Source organism: Streptomyces lincolnensis, assembly GCF_021173675.1.
Classification (GTDB): Bacteria; Actinomycetota; Actinomycetes; order Streptomycetales; family Streptomycetaceae; genus Streptomyces; species Streptomyces lincolnensis_B.
On record NZ_JAIHON010000001.1, the window covers coordinates 776291 to 794544 of the forward strand.

General features: G+C 72.1%; 11 protein-coding genes. 8 read left to right on the forward strand and 3 right to left on the reverse strand.

Translation table 11 applies throughout. The features are described from left to right. Nucleotides 1-19: 19 nt before the first annotated feature. Nucleotides 20-3085, forward strand: a complete 3066-nt coding sequence (locus K4B79_RS03365; RefSeq protein WP_232024677.1) for a beta-N-acetylglucosaminidase domain-containing protein — start codon at nucleotides 20-22, stop codon at nucleotides 3083-3085. A gap of 68 nt (nucleotides 3086-3153) precedes the next feature. Here K4B79_RS03365 and K4B79_RS03370 read toward each other — a convergent pair whose 3' ends face one another. Continuing rightward, nucleotides 3154-3918 (reverse strand): sugar isomerase domain-containing protein, encoded by a 765-nt coding sequence (locus K4B79_RS03370; RefSeq protein WP_232024678.1) that lies wholly within the window; start codon nucleotides 3916-3918, stop codon nucleotides 3154-3156. 120 nt (nucleotides 3919-4038) lie between these two features. On the opposite strand from K4B79_RS03370, the gene K4B79_RS03375 reads away from it, so the two are divergent. From K4B79_RS03375 to K4B79_RS03400, 6 genes are all read left to right on the forward strand, one after another. Next, nucleotides 4039-4923, forward strand: a complete 885-nt coding sequence (locus K4B79_RS03375) for a MurR/RpiR family transcriptional regulator (protein ID WP_232024679.1) — start codon at nucleotides 4039-4041, stop codon at nucleotides 4921-4923. Nucleotides 4924-5146: 223 nt separating this feature from the next. Further along, a complete protein-coding gene (locus tag K4B79_RS03380; protein WP_232024680.1) occupies nucleotides 5147-9373 on the forward strand; it encodes a glycoside hydrolase family 38 N-terminal domain-containing protein in 4227 nt (1408 codons plus the stop codon). Further along, the gene (locus K4B79_RS03385) at nucleotides 9370-10059 is read left to right on the forward strand and encodes a peptidyl-prolyl cis-trans isomerase (RefSeq protein ID WP_232024681.1); all 690 of its coding nucleotides are present in this window, start codon (nucleotides 9370-9372) and stop codon (nucleotides 10057-10059) included. The genes K4B79_RS03380 and K4B79_RS03385 overlap by 4 nt, the downstream gene beginning before the upstream one ends. Nucleotides 10060-10203: 144 nt before the next feature. Beyond that, nucleotides 10204-11574: an extracellular solute-binding protein gene (locus K4B79_RS03390; protein ID WP_232024682.1), complete on the forward strand. Its 1371-nt coding sequence runs from the start codon at nucleotides 10204-10206 to the stop codon at nucleotides 11572-11574. Nucleotides 11575-11576: 2 nt separating this feature from the next. Beyond that, nucleotides 11577-12608, forward strand: a complete 1032-nt coding sequence (locus K4B79_RS03395; RefSeq protein ID WP_232024683.1) for a carbohydrate ABC transporter permease — start codon at nucleotides 11577-11579, stop codon at nucleotides 12606-12608. Beyond that, nucleotides 12605-13483: a carbohydrate ABC transporter permease gene (locus tag K4B79_RS03400; protein ID WP_232024684.1), complete on the forward strand. Its 879-nt coding sequence runs from the start codon at nucleotides 12605-12607 to the stop codon at nucleotides 13481-13483. Before K4B79_RS03395 ends, K4B79_RS03400 begins: the two co-directional genes overlap by 4 nt. On the opposite strand, the gene K4B79_RS03405 is transcribed toward K4B79_RS03400, so the two are convergent. Beyond that, nucleotides 13447-15621 carry a glycoside hydrolase family 3 N-terminal domain-containing protein gene (locus tag K4B79_RS03405; RefSeq protein ID WP_232024758.1) on the reverse strand — a complete coding sequence of 725 codons (2175 nt, stop codon included), beginning with the start codon at nucleotides 15619-15621 and terminating at the stop codon, nucleotides 13447-13449. The two genes, K4B79_RS03400 and K4B79_RS03405, sit on opposite strands and share 37 nt — an antisense overlap. A 68-nt stretch (nucleotides 15622-15689) precedes the next feature. Further along, nucleotides 15690-16901 carry an N-acetylglucosamine kinase gene (locus K4B79_RS03410; RefSeq protein ID WP_445276254.1) on the reverse strand — a complete coding sequence of 404 codons (1212 nt, stop codon included), beginning with the start codon at nucleotides 16899-16901 and terminating at the stop codon, nucleotides 15690-15692. A 27-nt stretch (nucleotides 16902-16928) separates the two neighbouring features. Between K4B79_RS03410 and K4B79_RS03415 the strand changes: the two genes are divergently transcribed. Continuing rightward, on the forward strand, nucleotides 16929-18203 hold the full coding sequence (locus K4B79_RS03415; protein WP_269462978.1) for a glycoside hydrolase 5 family protein: 1275 nt from the start codon (nucleotides 16929-16931) through the stop codon (nucleotides 18201-18203). Nucleotides 18204-18254: the final 51 nt, after the last annotated feature.

Below are 18254 nucleotides of genomic sequence, written 5' to 3' on the forward strand. Positions count from 1 at the left end.
GCGTGTCAGACCCACTCGCGTGAGACGGACGGCCATCGCCCTGCTGCTGGCCGCCGGCCTGGCGGCCCCGACGAGCCACGCGTCGGCGGCACCCCGCCCGACCGCACCCCAGGTGTGGCCGACCCCCCGGAGCATGCACCTGGGCCACGCCCAACTCCCCGTCCCCGACCGCGTCGTGGAGGTCGTCGGCCCCGACACGGACCCCTCGGCCCGCCGCGTCGTGGAAACCGCCCTACGCGCCGCCGGAGCCGACCACATCACCACCGTGACCGCCGGCGACAGACCCCCCACCGCCCACCTCACCGTCTACGTCGGCGGCCCCACCGAGAACAAGGCCACCGACGGCGCGCTGAAGCGCCTGGGCGCCGCACTCCCGACCGGCCTCGCCCCCGGCGGATACGTGCTGGCGGCACGACGCACGAACGGCCGCTCCCTCCTCGCCCTCTCCGGCGTCGACACCACCGGCACCTTCTACGCGGCCCAGACCCTGCGCCAACTGCTCGCCGGACAGCGGGCGTTGCCCGAGGTGACCGTCCGGGACTGGCCGGCCGCCGCGCTGCGCGGAGTGATCGAGGGGTTCTACGGCACCCCGTGGACGCACGCCGAGCGCCTGCGCCAACTCGACTTCTACGGCCGTACGAAGCAGAACGTCTACGTCTACTCCCCCAAGGACGACGACTATCTGCGCGCCCGCTGGCGCGACCCGTACCCGGCCGCCGACCTGGCCCGGCTGAAGGAACTGACCGACCGGGCCGCGGCCAACCACGTCCGCTTCACCTACGCGCTCTCCCCCGGCCTGTCGGTCTGCTACTCCTCCGCCTCCGACATCAAGGCCCTCACCGCCAAGTTCGACTCGCTGTACGCGATCGGGGTCCGCTCCTTCGCCGTTCCGCTGGACGACATCAGCTACACCAAGTGGAACTGCGCCGAGGACGAGAAGGAGTTCGGCACGGGCGGCGGCGCGGCCGGTGCCGCACAGGCGCATCTGCTCAACGCGGTGTGGAAGGAGTTCTCCGCCGAACACACCGATCTGGCACCCCTGGAGATGGTGCCGACCGAGTACTCCGACCTCGCCGACTCCCCGTACAAGAAGGCGCTGCGGGAGCGGCTCGACAAGGACGTGGTGGTGGAGTGGACCGGCGTCGGCGTGATCGCGCCGACCATCACCGCCGACCAGGTCTCCAAGGCCCGTGAGGTGTACGGCCATCCGATCCTGGTCTGGGACAACTACCCGGTCAACGACTACGTCACCAGCCGTCTGCTGCTCGGCCCCTACACGGGCCGCGAGCCCGGCGTGGCCAGTGCCGCGACCGGCGTGACCGCCAACCCGATGGTCCAGGCGGAGGCGAGCAGGCTCGCCCTGTTCACCTCGGCCGCCTACCTCTGGAACCCGCGGGCCTACGACCCGAGGCAGGCGTTCCTCGCCTCGGTCCGCGATCTGGCCGGACCGGACACCGGAGCCGCCAAGTGGCTGCGGATCTTCGCCGAGAACAACTACTCCTCCCAGCTGGACGCCACCGAGTCCCCGACACTGACGAAGCTGATCGCCGCCTTCCGTACGGCGTACGAGCAGGACAGCGGCCTGGACCGGGCCGCCGCCGCGCTCAGGAACTACTTCACCGACATGGCCGCCACCCCCGCCCAGTTGCGCGCCCGCCTCGACAACCCCGGTTTCCTCGACGAGACCGCCGCCTGGCTGGACAAGCTCGGCCGCTACGGCGCGGCGGGCCGCACCGCGGTCGATCTGCTCCTCGCGCACAAGCGGGGCGACACGGACGCCGTCACCACGTACTGGAATGAACTCCGGTCCGACCGCAAGGAGTTGGACGCGATACCCGAGCAGGTGTCCCCGGGTGTGATGGACCAGTTCCTCTACACGACGATGCTGGAGAACGCGCCCGATCCCGGTGTCGACGCCTCCTTCTCCCCCGGCTCCCTCTCCCTGAAGCCCGGCGCCTCCGACACGGTGACCCTCGCCCTGTCCGACCCGCGGTCCACCGCCGCGAAGACGGTCTCCTGGAAGCTCGCCGTACCCGACGGTGTCACCGCCACGCCCACCGAGGGCACGGCGACGGTCCCGGCGGGCGGCAGCGCCTCGGCCACCGTCACGCTGACCGCGAAGACGGCGGGCGTCCACCCGGTCGTGGTGTCCGGCACCGGGATCCTCGACCGGGCGATCCCGGTCCGGGTCGCGGACGGCGACGGCACCGCGAAAGCCCTGACCGCCAACTTCAGCGGCGCGTCGGTCAGTTCCGTCGACCTGGGTGACGGCACGACCACGAACATCACCGTCGGCGCCAACCCCGGCGAGGTAGTCGCCGCCGCCGACGGCCGTACCGCCTACGCCGCCAACCAGGGCTCGAACACGGTCAGCGTGATCGACGTGCCGAGCGCCAAGGTCACCGCCACGGTCGCCGTGGGCCGCGTCCCGGCCGGCCTCGCCCTCACCCCGGACGGTGCCACCCTCTGGGTCGCCAACTACACGGACGGCACGGTCCAGCCCGTCGACACCGGCACCCTGAAGGCGGGCACCCCGGTCACGGTGGGCTCGGGCCCGGAGAACATGGCGATCACCCCCGACGGCACGACGCTCTACGTGGCGAACATCCACGACAACACCGTCAGCCCCGTCGACCTCACCACCGCGAAGGCGGGCGATCCCATCCCGGTCGGTCCGCGCCCCTTCAACGTCGTCGCGGCACCCGACGGGAAGACGGTCTACGTCTCCAACTCCGGCGGCTCGACGGTCACCCCGATCGACACCGCCACCCACGACACCGAGCCCACCCTCCTGGTCACCGGCCAGGCCTACGGCCTCGCCTTCTCCCCGGACGGCCGCACCCTCTGGGTCAGCCCGAGCAACGGCGACACGGTCACCCCGATCGACACGGCGACCGGAGCACCGGGCCAGCAGATCACCGCAGGCAAGTCCGCCTTCGACGTGGCCCTGAACTGGAACGGCACCACGGCCTACGTCACGACGGCAGACGGAAACAGCTTGGTACCGATCGACGTGGCATCAGGCAAGGCTGGGGCGCCCTATACGACGGGCGCCTATCCACTAGCGGTAGCCCTGACCCCCTAGGGGCGCGGGGAACTGCGCGCTCAACCCCCACCGGGCCGCAGCCGACAACGAACCCCGAAACAGAACCCTCAACTGGCGGTACGCCGAATCCTCCCGGCGTACCGCCGCTCCAACTCCAAGTTCCCCTCAAACCCACCCGGCACATTGGCCGACACATACACCGGCGGCCTCTCCCCCGCAGCCAGCAGCCGCGCCGTCGCCTCGGCGACAGCCATCTGCACCAACATCACCCCGGTCAACGTGGACAACGCCGACACCGCACCCCCACCCGGAAGTTCCAGCAACGCGTCCCCCCGCGGCGCCGCGTTGTCGAGGACGACATCCGCGAGATCGGCCAGCTTGTAACCACTCGCATGCCCCGCCGGAACGGCCCGCGTATGGGTGAGAGAGGTGACGGCAAGGATCTTGTGGCCCTGCTTCTTCGCGTGCAGGGCCATCTCCACGATGACGCTGTTGACGCCGGAGTTGGAGATGACGACGAAGAGGTCCTGGGGGTGCGGCGCGGCGAGTTCGTAGAGGCGCTCGGCCACGCCCGGCTGCCGTTCGAGGAGCGGGTCGTCCAGGACGCTCGGGTCGTCACCGCCGTAGAGGACGAGGTCGGCGATGCTCAGGCGGTTGGTGGGCACCAGGCCGCCGGCGCGGCCGGCGATCTCCAGGACGATGGCCTGGGAGTGGCCGGTGCCGAAGGCCTGGATGACGCCGTCCGCGCGGAGGCAGTCGGCGATCAGTTCGGCGGCACGCGTGACGTCCGGGCGGGCCGACTCGGTGAGGTGCTTCAGGACGTCCAGGCTCTGCCGGGCGAAGCCCTCGGCGCTGACTGACTCGACGGACACGCGACACTCCCCTTGCTGATGGATTGAACCACCCTATACATCTCCATCGGTGAATCAATAAACCATGAGCGGTCCTGGTATTCAATCCGCCCCTCGAAGGGTGGCTGATACATTCTTCGCATGCCCACGACGGACGTCACCACACTGATCCGCACCGAGCTCCCCCGGCTTGCGGGCTCCCTGCGGAAGGTCGGCGAGCTGATCCTGGAGGATCCGGCCGCCGTCACCCACTGCTCGGCCGCGGAGCTGGGCCGCCGCACCGGTACCTCGCAGGCGACCGTGACCCGTTTCTGCCGGGCGATCGGGCTCGATTCCTACCAGCATCTGCTGATAGAGCTGGCCCAGGAGCGCGGCCGGGGCGAGGTCTCCGACTGGGGCTCGGCGGAGATCGGACCCGACATCTCCCCGGACGACAGTCTGGAACGGGTCGTCCAGGTCGTCGGCAGCGCGGATCTGCGCGCGATCCAGCAGACCATCGACCGGATCGACCTCGACGCGCTGGAGCGGGCGGCCCAGGCGCTGGCCAAGGCCCGGCGCATCGACGTGTACGGCGTCGGCGGCAGCGGTGCGGTGGCCCAGGAGACGGAGACCCGGCTGTTCCGGATCGGCTGCCAGGTCCGCGGCTGGACCGAGGTGCACGGGGCGGCCACCTCCGCGGCCCTGCTCACCCCGGCCGACGTGGCCATCGGCATCTCCCACTCCGGTTCCACCCGCGAGACCCTCGAACCGTTCGAGATGGCCAAGGAGCGCGGCGCCACCACCGTCGCCATCACCACCGACCCGCGCTCCCCGCTGGCCAAGGCCGCCGACATCCGGCTCATCTCGGCCACCTCGGAGACCAGCTTCCGCACCGGCAGCATCGGCGGCCGGCACTCGGTCCTGATGATCGTCGACTGTCTCTACGTCCGGGTCGGCCAGGTCTCCTACCAGCGCGCGAGCGCCTCGCTGGCGCTGACCGACCACATCACCCCACAGCACGCCGTGAAGAACCGGCGCGCCCGCTGACCCCGGCCGGCGCCACGGCAGGATCCCGACCCGCGACACGGCGGGATCCCGGCCGGGGCGCGGCCTGCCCCGACCGGCGGCACGACAGGATCCCGACCGGTCGGATGGCGAGATCTCGACCGGTGATGCATGGATGAACCACCGAGATCACTCGAAGGTGGTTGTTTGAATCATCCTCCCGGTGCCAGGATGGGGCTCCCCCGAGCCATCTCGTAGGAGCCCCATGCGCGTGTCCCTGGTCGAGTCGACCGAGCTCTTCGTCGGAACCACCGAGCAACCGCGTCAGGTGGTGGCCGTCGAGCTGAGCCACACCCCCGGCCGGACGGTGCGCATCGCCGTCGAGGGCCCCGGCATCACCGGGGAGGCCGTCGCGACGACGGCCGACGACGGCACCGTCCGCGCCGAGATACCCGTGACCGCCGAGCTCGCCGTCGGCGAGCGGCGCGAGATCACGGTGACCGCCGCCGACGGGGACGAGGTCGCCCGCCACACCGGCGAGTTCACGGCCGCCGAACCCGGCTGGACCATGTTCATGGTCAGCCACTTCCACTACGACCCCGTGTGGTGGAACACCCAGGCCGCCTACACCGAGACCTGGGACGTCGCCGACGACCCGGCCTCCACCGGCCTGCCGGCCCGCACCTTCGACTCGCGCGGCCAGTCCGGGATGAGCCTGGTGCGGGCCCACTGCGATCTGGCCCGGCGCGATCCCGCGTACACCTTCGTGCTCGCGGAGGTCGACTACCTCAAGCCGTACTGGGACTCCTTCCCCGAGGAGCGGGCCTTCCTGCGCCAGCTGATCCGCACCGGGCGCGTGGAGATCATGGGCGGCACCTACAACGAGCCGAACACGAACCTCACCGGCGCCGAGGCGACCGTACGCAACGCGCTGTACGGCGACGGATACCAGCGCGGGGTCATGGGGGCGTCCCCGGAGACCGCCTGGCAGCTGGACGCGTTCGGCCACGACCCGCAGTTCCCCGGGCTGATGGCGGACGCGGGGGTCACCTCCAGCTCGTGGGCGCGCGGGCCGTTCCACCAGTGGGGGCCGACACTGTCGGTGTTCGGCGAGGAGCCGCGGGATCCGAAGCGGATGCAGTTCCCGGCCGAGTTCGACTGGATCGCCCCCTCGGGGCGCGGGATCCTCACCGCGTACATGGTCAACCACTACGGCGCCGGCTGGGCGATCGACAACGCGCCGACCCTGCCCGAGGCGGAGGCCGCCGCGCTGAAGCTGTTCCGGGGGCTGAAGAAGGTCGCGCTCACCCGCAACGTGCTGCTGCCGGTCGGCGGCGACTACGCGCCGCCGTGCCGCTGGGTGATGGGCATCCACCGCGACTGGAACGAGCGGTACGTCTGGCCGCGGTTCGTCAGCGCCGTACCGAAGGACTTCTTCGCCGCCGTCCGCGCCGAACTGGAGGCCGAGGGCCGCAGGGCCTCGCCGCAGACCCGGGACATGAACCCGGTCTACACCGGCAAGGACGTCTCCTACATCGACACCAAACAGGCCCAGCGGTACGGCGAGACGCTCCTCGCCGACGCCGAGGCCTGGGCGACCCTCGCCACCCTCGTCACCGGGCACCCCTATCCGGACGCGGCCCTCGACAAGGCCTGGCGCCAGCTGATCTACGGCGCCCACCACGACGCCATCACCGGCTCGGAGTCCGACCAGGTCTACATCGACCTGATGACCGGCTGGCGGGAGCTGTACGACCTCGCCGGGACCGTGCACGCCGACGCCACCCAGGCCCTGGCCGACCGGGTCGCCCCGGGCACCGGGACCGACCTGGTCGTCTTCAACTCCACGACCTGGGAACGGCGGGACGTGCTGACCGTCGACGACCCGGGCCTGGTGCCGCTGGGCGACGACTTCCAGCCGCTGCCCGCCGTACGGGACGACGACGGACGCCTGCGGGTGGTCGTCCCGGAAGTACCGGGCATGGGCCTCAAGGCGATCCCGCTCACGGCGGGCTCGATCCCCGAGTGGAGCCCCGGCGAGGGCACCACCATCCGCAACGAGTTCTACGAGGTGACGGTCGACCCCGCGCGCGGCGGCGGCGTCAGCTCCCTGCGCACGCTCACCGAGGGCGGCCGGGAACTGCTGCGCGCCGGCGACATCGGCAACGAGCTCGTCGTCCAGGAGGAGTACCCGAGGCACCCGCGCTTCGGCGAGGGTCCCTGGCACCTCACCCCGACCGGCACGACCGCCGCCCGCGGCCGGGACGTCACCGCGGACGTCGAGGTCGAGCACTCCCCGGCCGGCTCCCGCGTGACCGTCCGCGCCGATCTCGGCCTCTTCCGGTACACCCAGCGGCTGACCCTGTGGAAGGGCGTCGACCGGCTCGACGTCTCCACGACCGTCCACGGCTACGACGGCGCCGACCGGCTGATCCGGGTGCGCTGGCCCTCCGACGTGCGCGGCGGGCTGCCGGTCCACGAGGTCGCCGACGCGGTGATCGGGCGCGGCTTCGGGTTCGTGGAGGTGGACAGCGAGCGGTTCCCGTGGACGCTGGACAACCCGGCCAACACCTGGTTCGGCCTGGGCTCCACGGCCCGCGTCCTGGTGCGCGACGACACGGGCGCTCCGCTCGGCCAACGCTCCATCGGTGTCGCCGAGCTGGTGTACGCCGACTGGGACGTGGCCGGTGAGCTGGGCACCCCGCTGGCGGCGGCGCTGGTCCGGGCGGGCGTCACCGCTACCTCGACCATCGCCGGCGGCCCCCGCTACGGCGACCTGGAGGTCGACTCCAACCTGCCCGACATCCGGATCGCCGTCGGCGGTCCCGAGCGCAACTCCCTGGTCGCCGAGGCCCTCGGCTGGGACCCGGCCGCCGAACGCGAGCTGCGCAGGCAGCTGGCCGAGCGCGGGCTCGCCTCGGTCTGGGTCGCACCGCGCGCCTCCCTGCGCGAGGAGTGGGTGCCCGGGGCCGACCTGCGCGACCTGGAGCGGCTGCCGCTGCTGGTGGTCGCGGGCAACGACCCGGAGGGCGACACCAAGGCCGTCGACGCACTCGTCGCCGACCTGGACGACTTCACCGTGACGGCCACCGCGGCGGGCGGCGGCGAGGCGCTGCCGCCGGGCGACGCCTGGGACGGGCGCGGCTTCGCCGTCCTCAACCGGGGCACACCCGGCTGCGTGGTCACCCCCTCCGGTGACCTCTACATGTCCCTGATGCGGTCCTGCACCGGCTGGCCGTCCGGCATCTGGGTCGACCCGCCGCGCCGCACGGCCCCCGACGGGTCCGCCTTCCAGCTCCAGCGCTGGTCGCACACCTTCGAGTACGCCGTCGTCGGCGGCGAGGGCGACTGGCGCGAGCAGCGGCTGCCCGCGCGCGGGCACGAGTTCAACCATCCGCTCACCGCCCGGCCGCGCACCGGCCCCGAGACCCCGCTGCTGTCCCGCACGGCCTCCCTCCTCACCCTGGAGCCCGCCCGCGAGGTCCTGCTCGACGCCCTCAAGCCGCTCGGCTCGCCGCTGGCCCGGGGCAGCGTGACACCGGCCGATCCGGGACGCGGGATCGTCGTCCGCGTGCACGAGGTGAACGGCCGGCCGGTACGGGCGCACCTGCGCGGGCCCGGCGCGTGGACCGGGGGCGCGCGTGCGGACGTCCTGGAACGGCCCGGGGAGCCGCTCGTCACGGACGCCGAGGGAGCGCTCGACGTCGGCCTGACCGGCTTCGAGGTGGCGACCGTCCTGGCCACCCCGTCCGGCCCCGACGGCGATCCCGGCTGCGGTGTCGCGGCCCACGAGCCCGCCCAGCCCGTCCACACCCGCTACTGGCTGCACAACTCGGGCCCCGCCCCGCGCGGCAACATGCCGGTCGCCGTCTATCTGTCCCCCACCGCGCTCACCGTCTCCGGTCCGGTCACCGCGACCGTCCGGGTCGGCTCGGAACTGACCGACGCGCCGGTCTCGGGCACGGTGACCTTCGAGGTGCCGGACGGCTGGACCGCCGAACCGGCCGAGCTGCCCTACGCCCTCGGCCCCGGCGGCTTCACCCTCGCCGAGGTCACGGTCACCCCGCCGCCCGCCCCGGAGCCCGGCCGGCACTGGCTGGCGGCCCGGCTGACGTACGCCGGGCAGACCTTCGAGGACGTGGTCGCCCTCGACGTACCCGACGGGCACACCGGCCCGACCCTGGTGACCCGCCTGGGCGCCGACCGCGTCACCGTCCGCACGGGCGAGCGCACCCGCGTCCCGGTGACCCTCCGCAACCCCACCCGGGGCCCGCTCTCCGGCCAGCTGTGGGCCGTCTCCTCCTGGGGCACCTGGGCGGGCGTCTCCCCCGGCCTCCAGGGCTTCACCGTCCCCGGCGGCGAGGAACGGGAGTACGCCATCGAGGTGGACGGGTCGGCCGTGCCTCCCGGCTCCTACTGGCTGATGGCGAAGGTCGCCTGGCACGGCGCCGTCGCCTACACGGAGGCGGTGGAACTGGAGGTGACGCCATGACCGACCACGCCGCCCTCGTCCACGGCGAAGCCCTCCCGAAGGAGCGCGTGGACGCCGTCCTGAACGCAGTCCCACCCCGAGACCACGAAACCCACCCCGACACCTTCGCCCGAGCAGAACGCCAACGCCGCCGCTGGGCAACCCAGGTGGCGGTAATAGACGAACTGTCCCAACGGGCCTGCAAGGAACGCAGGTTGCCGATAGCGCCCCATAGGGGCGCGGGGAACTGCGCGACCAGCCACAACGCACCCGCAGCCGCCGAACAACAAATCCCACCACCCCCCTTGGAGCGCACCGCACTCACCTCACAGCACGTCGCGGACTTGGGCAGCATCGTCGCCGTAGCCCTGGCCCACTCCCCCGCCGCCCGCACCCTCCTCTCCGCCCTGGAACACGACCAACACATCCCCGACCAAGCCGTACGCGACTACTACACCCGCAACCCCGACCGCTTCCTCACCCCGGACGCCCTGAGACGCGGCGTCGACCCCTTCGGCAACCAGCCCCCGGAAGACTTCCTACCGTTCGAGGCCGCCCGCGAGGGCATCGCACGGGAACTCCGCCGCGCCGCAGCCCACCGCGCCTTCTTCGACTGGCTGGACCAGGCACGCGCAGACGTGGTGTACGCGCACGGGTACGAGCACCCGGGCGACCCCTCACACCCGGACCACGAGCACCGGCACTGATCTCGGACGGAACCTAAACGCAACACGGCAAACCATTGACCTCCGATGAATTCTGGTCCACATTTTCATCAATCAGAGTCGAAGTTGGTTGATTGAACCAGCCAGCACATCCCTGACTCGCCCGGTCGCAGGAGGGCCCATCACATGCGCGCAAGAAGACTGACCCGCACCCTGACCTGTATCGCCGCACTGTCCCTGGCCGCAGCAGGCTGCGGGCTGTCCAGCGGCTCCGACGGCGGGGACTCCACCGCCGGCGGCTGCAAGGTCGACCAGGGCAATGTCGGGTCCGGGAAGCTCTCCGGCGATGTGAAGGGCACCATCACCTTCCAGACGACCAACCTGAAGAAGGACTTCGGGGACTACTTCAACGGCGTGATCTCCGCCTTCGAGAAGACCCACTCCGGCGCCAAGGTCAAGTGGATCGACGACCCGGGCGACGCCACCTTCACCCAGCGTCTGGTCGCCGACGCCCAGGGCTGCACGCTGCCGGACGTGGTGAACATCAACGTCAACACGGCGGTCGCGCTCACCAAGAACGGCTATCTGCTCGACCTGGACAAGAAGGCCCCGGACGCGGGCAAGCCGTTCGTGCCCAACCTGTGGAAGTCCAGCCTGTACGCGGACGCCTCCGGCGCGAAGGTGCACAGCGTGCTGCCCTGGTACTCCGGCGGCATCGTGCAGACCTTCAACACCGAGCTGATGAAGGAGGCGGGCCTGGACCCGGCCAAACCTCCGACGACCGTGCTCGGCCTGTTCGCCGACGCCGAGAAGGTGGCCAAGGCCTCGGGCGGCAAGTACTACGCCTTCCTCGCCAACCCGCAGCTGCGCATCCCGGCCGACTGGCAGCAGATGGGCATCAAGGTGCTGTCCGCCGACGGCAAGTCGTTCACCTTCGCCGACGACCCGAAGACCGCGCAGTGGGTCGAGGCCATGACGAAGCTCTACAAGGCCGGCGGCATGCCCCGGGACTCGCTCTCCGCCACCCAGGACCCGGCCAACGTCTACGGCCAGGGCAAGCTGGTGTACGGCCCGACCAACCCCAACTTCCTGCGCTTCATCCAGCAGAACAACCCGACCGTCTACAAGAAGACCGGCGTCGCGCGCTACATGCTGGACGCCCTCGGCCACACCGTCGGCGCCCCGCAGTACGTCGGCGTCGCCTCCACCAGCAAGAACGCGGCGACCGCGCTGGCCTTCGCGCAGTTCCTGACCAACGCCGAGAACCAGCTGGCGTGGGCGAAGGACCCGAACGTCGTCATCTTCCCCTCCACGACCGCCTCGCTGGACGACCCGTTCTTCCAGTCGGTCAAGGGCGACGACCCCTTCGCCGAGGCCCGCAAGATCGTCGCCAGTGACCGCAAGACCGCGACGGCCGACGAGATCGCCCTCACTCCGGGCGAGCTGAACGCCATCTCGGCCCAGATCCAGCTGGCCATGCAGGGCAAGAAGAGCGCCGAGGACGCCCTGAAGGAAGCGCAGTCCAAGGCCAACGAGCTGATCAAGCAGGGCAGCTGACGATGGCCCAGCACACCGTGGACCAGGCGCCCGTTCCCTCTCCCCTGGGGGCGGGCGCCCCCCGCCCCGGCACCGTACCCGAACCGCCGGGGCGCCTGCGCCGCGTCCTCCGCTCCGTGGTCCCTGGCCCGACCGCGGACGCGGGGGGCGCGGCGCTCTACCGGCGCTGGTGGCTGCCCTGGCTGTGGATGACCCCGGCGGTCGTCGGCGCGACGGTGTTCGGGGTGTTCCCCTTCCTCAACACGATCCTGGTGTCCTTCACCGACGCCAAGCCGCTCGGTGGCGCCTACAAGGTCGTGGGGTTGGACAACTACACCCGGATGCTGGGGGATTCGGACTTCTGGCTGGCGACCCGCAACAGCGTTCTGTACGCGCTGATCGTCGTCCCCCTGATGGTGCTGCTGCCCCTGCTGCTCGCGGTGCTGGTGGAGAAGAACCTGCCGGGCATCGGCTTCTTCCGCTCCGCCTTCTACACCCCCGTCCTCGCCTCCAGCGTGGTCGTGGGCCTGAGCTGGCAGTGGCTGCTGAGCGACCAGGGCCTGGTCAACACCTGGCTCCAGAAGGCGCACATCATCCGGGAGGCCATCCCGTTCCTGTCCGACTCGTGGCTGATCCTGCTCTCCGCGATGGGCCTGACGATCTGGAAGGGCCTCGGCTGGTACATGATCTTCTACCTGGCCGCGCTGGGGAACGTGCCGAAGGAACTCCACGAGGCCGCCGCCGTCGACGGCGCGGGCCCCGCCCGCCGCTTCTGGCACATCACCGTGCCGGGCGTGCGCCAGTCGATGATGCTGGTCGGCACCCTCACCGGCATCGGCTCGCTGCGGGTGTTCACCGAGATCTACATGCTCGGCGGCTCCACCGGCGGCCCCGGCGGCGCCGACCGCACGCTCCCCTTCTACATCCGGGACGTCGGTCTCGACCCGCTCACCGGCAACGCCGGCTACGGCGCCGCGGTCAGCGTCGCCCTGTTCGCCCTGACCCTGGGCCTGACGCTGCTCGCCCAGCGCCTGACGAAGGAGGACGAGGGATGACCACGGCCGTCGAGAGGAAGCGGCGTCTGACACCCCGCTGGCGGGACTACGGCCGACCGCGTGAACTGGTCGTCCGCTACCTGCTGTTGGTGTTCGTCCTGTTCATCACGGTGGGCCCGCTGGTCTGGCAGCTGCTGTCCTCCCTGAAGGGCCCCACCGAGGACGTCTTCGGCGCCGGTGCCTCCCTGTTCCCGCACCACCCGACGCTGCGGGCCTACAAGGAGGTCTTCGCCCAGGTCCCGGTGTGGACGTACATCAGGAACAGCCTGTTCGTGGCGGTCATCTCCATCGCCAGCCAGCTGATCTTCTCCACCATGGCCGGCTACATGCTCTCCAAGCCGGGCTGGAAGGGCCGCAAGCTGGTCTGGGTCGTGCTGATGGCGTCCATGATGTTCCCCTTCGAGTCGATCATGGTGTCGCTGTTCCTGAGCATCCGGGACATGGGCCTGGTCGACAACCTGGTCGGCGTCTGGCTGCCCGGCTTCGTCGCCGCGATCAACGTCCTCATCATGCGGGCCGCGTTCCTCGCCGTACCGCGCGAGATCGAGGACGCGGCGATGCTGGACGGCGCGGGCGAGTGGAAGCGGTTCCGGTACCTGTACCTGCCGTCCGCCTACGGCGCGATCCTCGTCGTCACCATCAACACCTTCATCAGCGCCTGGGACGACTTCCTGTGGCCGCTGATCGTGCTGCGCACCGAGGACCACTTCACCCTGACTCTGGGCCTGTCCCGCCTGTCGTCCTCGTCCTTCGGCTACGACCAGCGCATGGTGATGGCCGGTTCGGTGATCTCGGTCATCCCGGTACTGGTGCTGTTCGTGATCACGCAGCGCTGGTTCTACAAGGGCGTGTCCTCCGGGGCCGTCAAGCTCTGACCCCGAACACCCAGTGCCTCCCGGGCCGATGCCGCGACCCTGATCTCGACCGTCCTGGACGGGGCGAGCCGATCGGCATCGAGCGAGAGGCGGACCGTGCGGCGCTCACCCGGCGCCAGGTCGACACCCTCGAACGCACACAGTTCGAGGGTGCGCGGCCAGGTGGGGGTGAGCAGCCTGCGCAGGTACACCTGTACGACCGAACGCCCGTACCGCTCCCCCGTGTTGATGACGTCGACCTCGACGTCGAGGCCCGTCAGGCGTGGCGTGCCGTACGCGAAGGTGGTGTACGACAGCCCGTGCCCGAAGGAGTACAGCGGTTCGGCGCTCTCGTCCACGTAGCCGCCGTACTCGGTGTCCTTGTGGTTGTAGTAGACGGGGAGTTGGGCCGCCGAGCGCGGCACGGAGACGGGCAGCCGGCCCGTGGGTTCCGCGAGCCCGAGCAGCACCTCGGCGATCGCCTCGCCGCCCCACGGGCCGGGGTACCAGGCGGTGAGCAGCGCGGCCGCCGCCGTGTCGGGTACGACGTGCGGTCGGCCCTGGATCAGGACGACCGCCGTAGGGGTACCGGTGGCGACGACGGCGTCCAGCAGCGCGTACTGGGCCTTGCCGAGCTCCAGTCCGGCGAGGTCGGCGCCCTCGCCGCAGGTCATCTCGTCCGTGGCGGCCAGGGCCGCCCCGTTGGCGTCGAACTCGGTCTCGGGTGTCCGCGCGCTGCTGCCGCCCAGCACCAGCACGGCCAGGTCGGAGGAGGCGGCCGCGGCGATGGCCTCGGGGATGCCGGAGACGTCGCCGCCGGTGAGGGCGCAGCCACGGGCGTGGCGGATGTCGGTGCCGGGCGGGGCGAGCCGGCGTAGGGCGTCGAGGACGCTGCTGCCCGTTCCGGGGCGCTGCGGAGCCGTGTAGTCGCCCAGCTGGTGGGCGACGGTGGCGGCTTGAGGGCCGATGACGGCGATGCGGGAGGCATGCGGGGCCGGGGGGAGGATGCCGTCGGGGTTGCTCAGGAGGGTGACCGACGCCCGGGCGAGGTCGGTGCTCAGGCTCCGGCCCGCTTCCCGGGAAGGCAACTCGCCGGTCGTGTACGGGCGTTCGAAGAGGCCGAGGCGGAACTTCAGGCGCAGGACACGGGCCACGGCGGCGTCGAGGGACTTCTCGCTCACCAGCCCGCGTTCGACGGCCTCTTCCAGGTGGGTGAAGCCCTCGTCCCAAAGACTCAGGTCCACACCGGAGTTGAGCGCGAGGGCGCCCGCGGAGACCTTGTCGCCGGTGATGCGGGCGAGCCGGTCCACGGCGAGGCCGTCGGCCATGACGAGCCCGTCGAATCCCCAGTCGTCCCGGAGGAGTCCGGTCAGCAGGGCCCGGTTGCCGGAGCAGGGCATGCCGTCGACCTCGTTGTACGCGGACATCAGGGCGGCGGCCCCGGCGCGGACGCCGGCGCGGGCGGCGGGGAGGTGGATCTCGTGGAGCTCCCGGAGCCCGAGTTCGGACTCGGCGGAGTTGCGTCCGCCGACGGTGGCGCCCTGTCCGGCGAAGTGCTTGAGGACCACGGGGGCCTTGTCGGGGGCGAAGAGTTCCCCCGAGCCCGAGCCCGAGCCCTGCATGCCCCGTACCAGCGCCTCGGTCAGCCGGGCCGCCAGCTGGGGGTCCTCGCCGAAGCACTCCTCGGTGCGGCCCCAGCGCGGGTCGCGGGCGATGTCGAGGGCCGAGACCAGGGCGACATGGCCGCCGCGGGCGCGCAGTTCGGCGGCGGCGTGCGCGGCGGCACGCTCGTACAGCTCCGGGTCCCAGGTGGCGCCGACGGCCAGGTTGACGGGCAGGACCGTGCCGTCGAGCGCCATGGGACCGTGCGGCACCTCCTCGACGAACAGGGCGGGAATGCCCAGGCGGCTGGTGGCGACGACATGCCGCTGCACCAGCTCGGCCAGGGCGGCGCCGTCCTCGGCGCCGGGCCCGTTGTCGAAGTCGACGCCGGACCAGGCGTCGGCACGCTGGAGCCCGTAGAGGGCACCGAGTCCGGCGAAGCGCTCGGTCTCGGCGTACAGGGCGTCCGTGAGCTCGAAGCCGCCGGGGGTGCGGCGGTAGGCGTCCCAGCCGTACATCCGCTGGTTGAGCTGGCCGACCTTCTCCCGCAGGGTCATACGGGAGAGGAGGTCGTGGACGCGGGCGTCCAGGGGGGCGGTGGGGTCGCGGTAGGGCTCCGTCCCGGTCACCGGGCACCTCCGTGGGCGAGGCGGGCCAGGGCGACGGCGCCCCGGGAACCGTCGGCGACCCAGTCCAGGGTCAGGCCGAGGGACGCGAGACGGTCGGTCAGCGGTGCCGTCAGCGGACCCTCCGGGCCGAGCAGACCGCCGGTCGCGACGAGCGGCTCGCCGGGCCGTGGCTCCAACGCCCGGACCGTCTCGGCCAGCCGGTCGGCGGCCCGGGACAGGATCGACCCGGCGACCGCGTCCCCCTCCCGCGCCGCCTCGGCCACCAGCGGCGCGAACCGGGCGAGCCGGATCGGGGGGTCGGCCATGACGGCGGGGAGGAGATGCATGCGGTAGGCCTCTCGATGCGGGCCGGACCAGGCGCCGGGGGTGTCGGGGTGCGGGCGAGCCGGCTCGGCACCGTGGCCGCGGCCGAGGTCGGGCACCGCGGGAGCCTCACCGCGGCTGCGGCCGAGGTCGGGCACCGCGGGAGCCTCACCGCGGCTGCGGCCGAGGTCGGGCACCGCGGGAGCCTCACCGCGGCTGCGGCCGAGGTCGGGCACCGCGGGAGCGCCACCGTGGCCCGGCGCCGCGTCGGCGCCGCCCGGCTGCCCCCCGTACGGCAGAACATGGTCGGGCAGGCCCAGGGCCCGCCCGACGGAGGCGGCCAGGATCGTCTCCGGGCCCCGCCCGTCCGCCATCCGCAGGGCCGCCCGCACGGCCGCGCGGCCCATCCAGAAGCCGCTGCCGTCGTCGCCGAGGAGCCAGCCGTCGCCGTCCACGGTGGTCGTGGAGCGACGGCCGGTGATGCGCATCGCGACCGCGCCGGTGCCGGCGACCAGGGCGAGTCCGTCGGCCGGGGTGCCGGGAGCGGCGGCGAAGGCGGCCTCGATGTCGCTGAAGACGACGACCCGTTCGGCCGGGATGCCGAGCCGGCGCAGGGCCGCGTCGAGGGCGGCGCGGGCCCGGACGGTCCCGGGGTCGTCCGCGGAGGCGGCTGTCGCGCCGGCGAAACCGCCGGCCACGGCCACCACCCGCCCGCGCGCCGCCTCCGGGACGGCACGGGCGAGCGCCTCGGCCAGGTGGTCGGCGAGTTGCGGCTCCGGGACGGTCAGGGCGTTGCCCGGCCCGGCGGCACCCTCGCCGAGGGGGCGCCCGTCAGCGGCGGCGGCGAGGACCGCGCGGGTGCGGGTGCCGCCGGCGTCCAGGCCGATGACCCATTCCTGGTTCATTTCTTCACTCATCGCAGACTATGGTGGTTGATACATTCGCCCACGACAAGAGCAGGCTGTGCCCGGCCCGAGGAGGATCCCATTCCCACGCTCCGCTTCGGCGTCAACTACACGCCCCGCCACGGCTGGTTCCACTCGTGGCACGACTTCGACCCCGCGCACGCCCGCGAGGACCTGGCGCAGATCGCCGGGCTCGGACTGGACCATGTCCGGGTCTTCCACCTCTGGCCGCTCCTCCAGCCCAACCGCACGCTCATCCGTACCGCCGCCGTGGACCAGCTGGCCCAGCTCGTCGACCTGGCGGCCGAGGCGGGCCTCGACGTCCTGGTGGACGGCGTGCAGGGCCATCTGTCCAGCTTCGACTTCTACCCGGAGTGGACCCGCAGCTGGCACCACCGCAACGTCTTCACGGACCCGGAGGCCGTCACCGCCCAGGCCGAGCTGATGCGGACCCTGGGCCGCGCCCTGGCCGGCCGCCCGAACCTCATCGGCCTCCAGCTCGGCAACGAGCTCAACAACCTGGTCGAGCACAACCCGGTGACCGCGGACCAGGTGGACCACTACCTGGACACCCTGCTGGCCGCCACCCGCGAGCACCTGCCCGCGGACCGGCTCGCCACCCACTCCGCCTACGACGCGGCCTGGTACGGCGACGACCACCCCTTCACCCCGGAGGCCTCCGCCCACAAGGGCGACCTGACCACCGTCCACCCCTGGGTGTTCTCCGGCGACTGCGCCCGCCGCTACGGCCCGCGCTCCCCGCAGGTGCTGCACCTCGCCGAGTACGGCACGGAGCTCGCCACGGCGTACGCCGTGGACCCGGCCCGGCCCGTCTGGGTCCAGGAGACCGGCGCGCCCGAGCCGCACATCCCGGCCGCGGACGCGCCCGAGTTCGCGCGGGCGACCGTACGGAACGCGGCGCTCGGCTGCGCAAACCTGTGGGGCGTCACCTGGTGGTGCTCCCACGACGTGGACCGCTCCCTGGCCGACTATCCGGAACTGGAGTACACGCTCGGCCTGTTCGACTCCGCGGGCCGCGCCAAGCCGATCGCCGAGGCCCTCGCCGCCACGGTCGCCGAGCTGCGCGCCGAGCCTCCGTCGCCCGCGCCGCGCGAGACCGCCCTGGTCCTCGACTGCACCCCGGCCACCCGGTCCGTGTCCGGCCCCGGAGGCGCCTACTTCGAGGAGTGGATGCGCCTGCGCGCCGAGGGCGCCCGCCCGGCGGTGGTACTGGCCGCACGGGCGGACGACGGGGAGTACCTGGCGGCGCGGGGCATCAAGGAGGTCGTACGGCTGCCCTAGGGCAGCCGGGAAGGCGACAGGGCCGGTCTCGCGGAAGCCGCGGGGCCGGCC

Bases quoted from the DNA above. Each gene is read 5' to 3' on its own strand.
- K4B79_RS03375 (WP_232024679.1), top strand. From the start codon at position 4,039: ATGCCCACGACGGACGTCACCACACTGATCCGCACCGAGCTCCCCCGG.
- K4B79_RS03380 (WP_232024680.1), top strand. From the start codon at position 5,147: ATGCGCGTGTCCCTGGTCGAGTCGACCGAGCTCTTCGTCGGAACCACC.
- K4B79_RS03385 (WP_232024681.1), top strand. From the start codon at position 9,370: ATGACCGACCACGCCGCCCTCGTCCACGGCGAAGCCCTCCCGAAGGAG.
- K4B79_RS03390 (WP_232024682.1), top strand. From the start codon at position 10,204: ATGCGCGCAAGAAGACTGACCCGCACCCTGACCTGTATCGCCGCACTG.
- K4B79_RS03395 (WP_232024683.1), top strand. From the start codon at position 11,577: ATGGCCCAGCACACCGTGGACCAGGCGCCCGTTCCCTCTCCCCTGGGG.
- K4B79_RS03400 (WP_232024684.1), top strand. From the start codon at position 12,605: ATGACCACGGCCGTCGAGAGGAAGCGGCGTCTGACACCCCGCTGGCGG.
- K4B79_RS03405 (WP_232024758.1), bottom strand. From the start codon at position 15,621: ATGACCCTGCGGGAGAAGGTCGGCCAGCTCAACCAGCGGATGTACGGC.
- K4B79_RS03410 (WP_445276254.1), bottom strand. From the start codon at position 16,901: ATGAACCAGGAATGGGTCATCGGCCTGGACGCCGGCGGCACCCGCACC.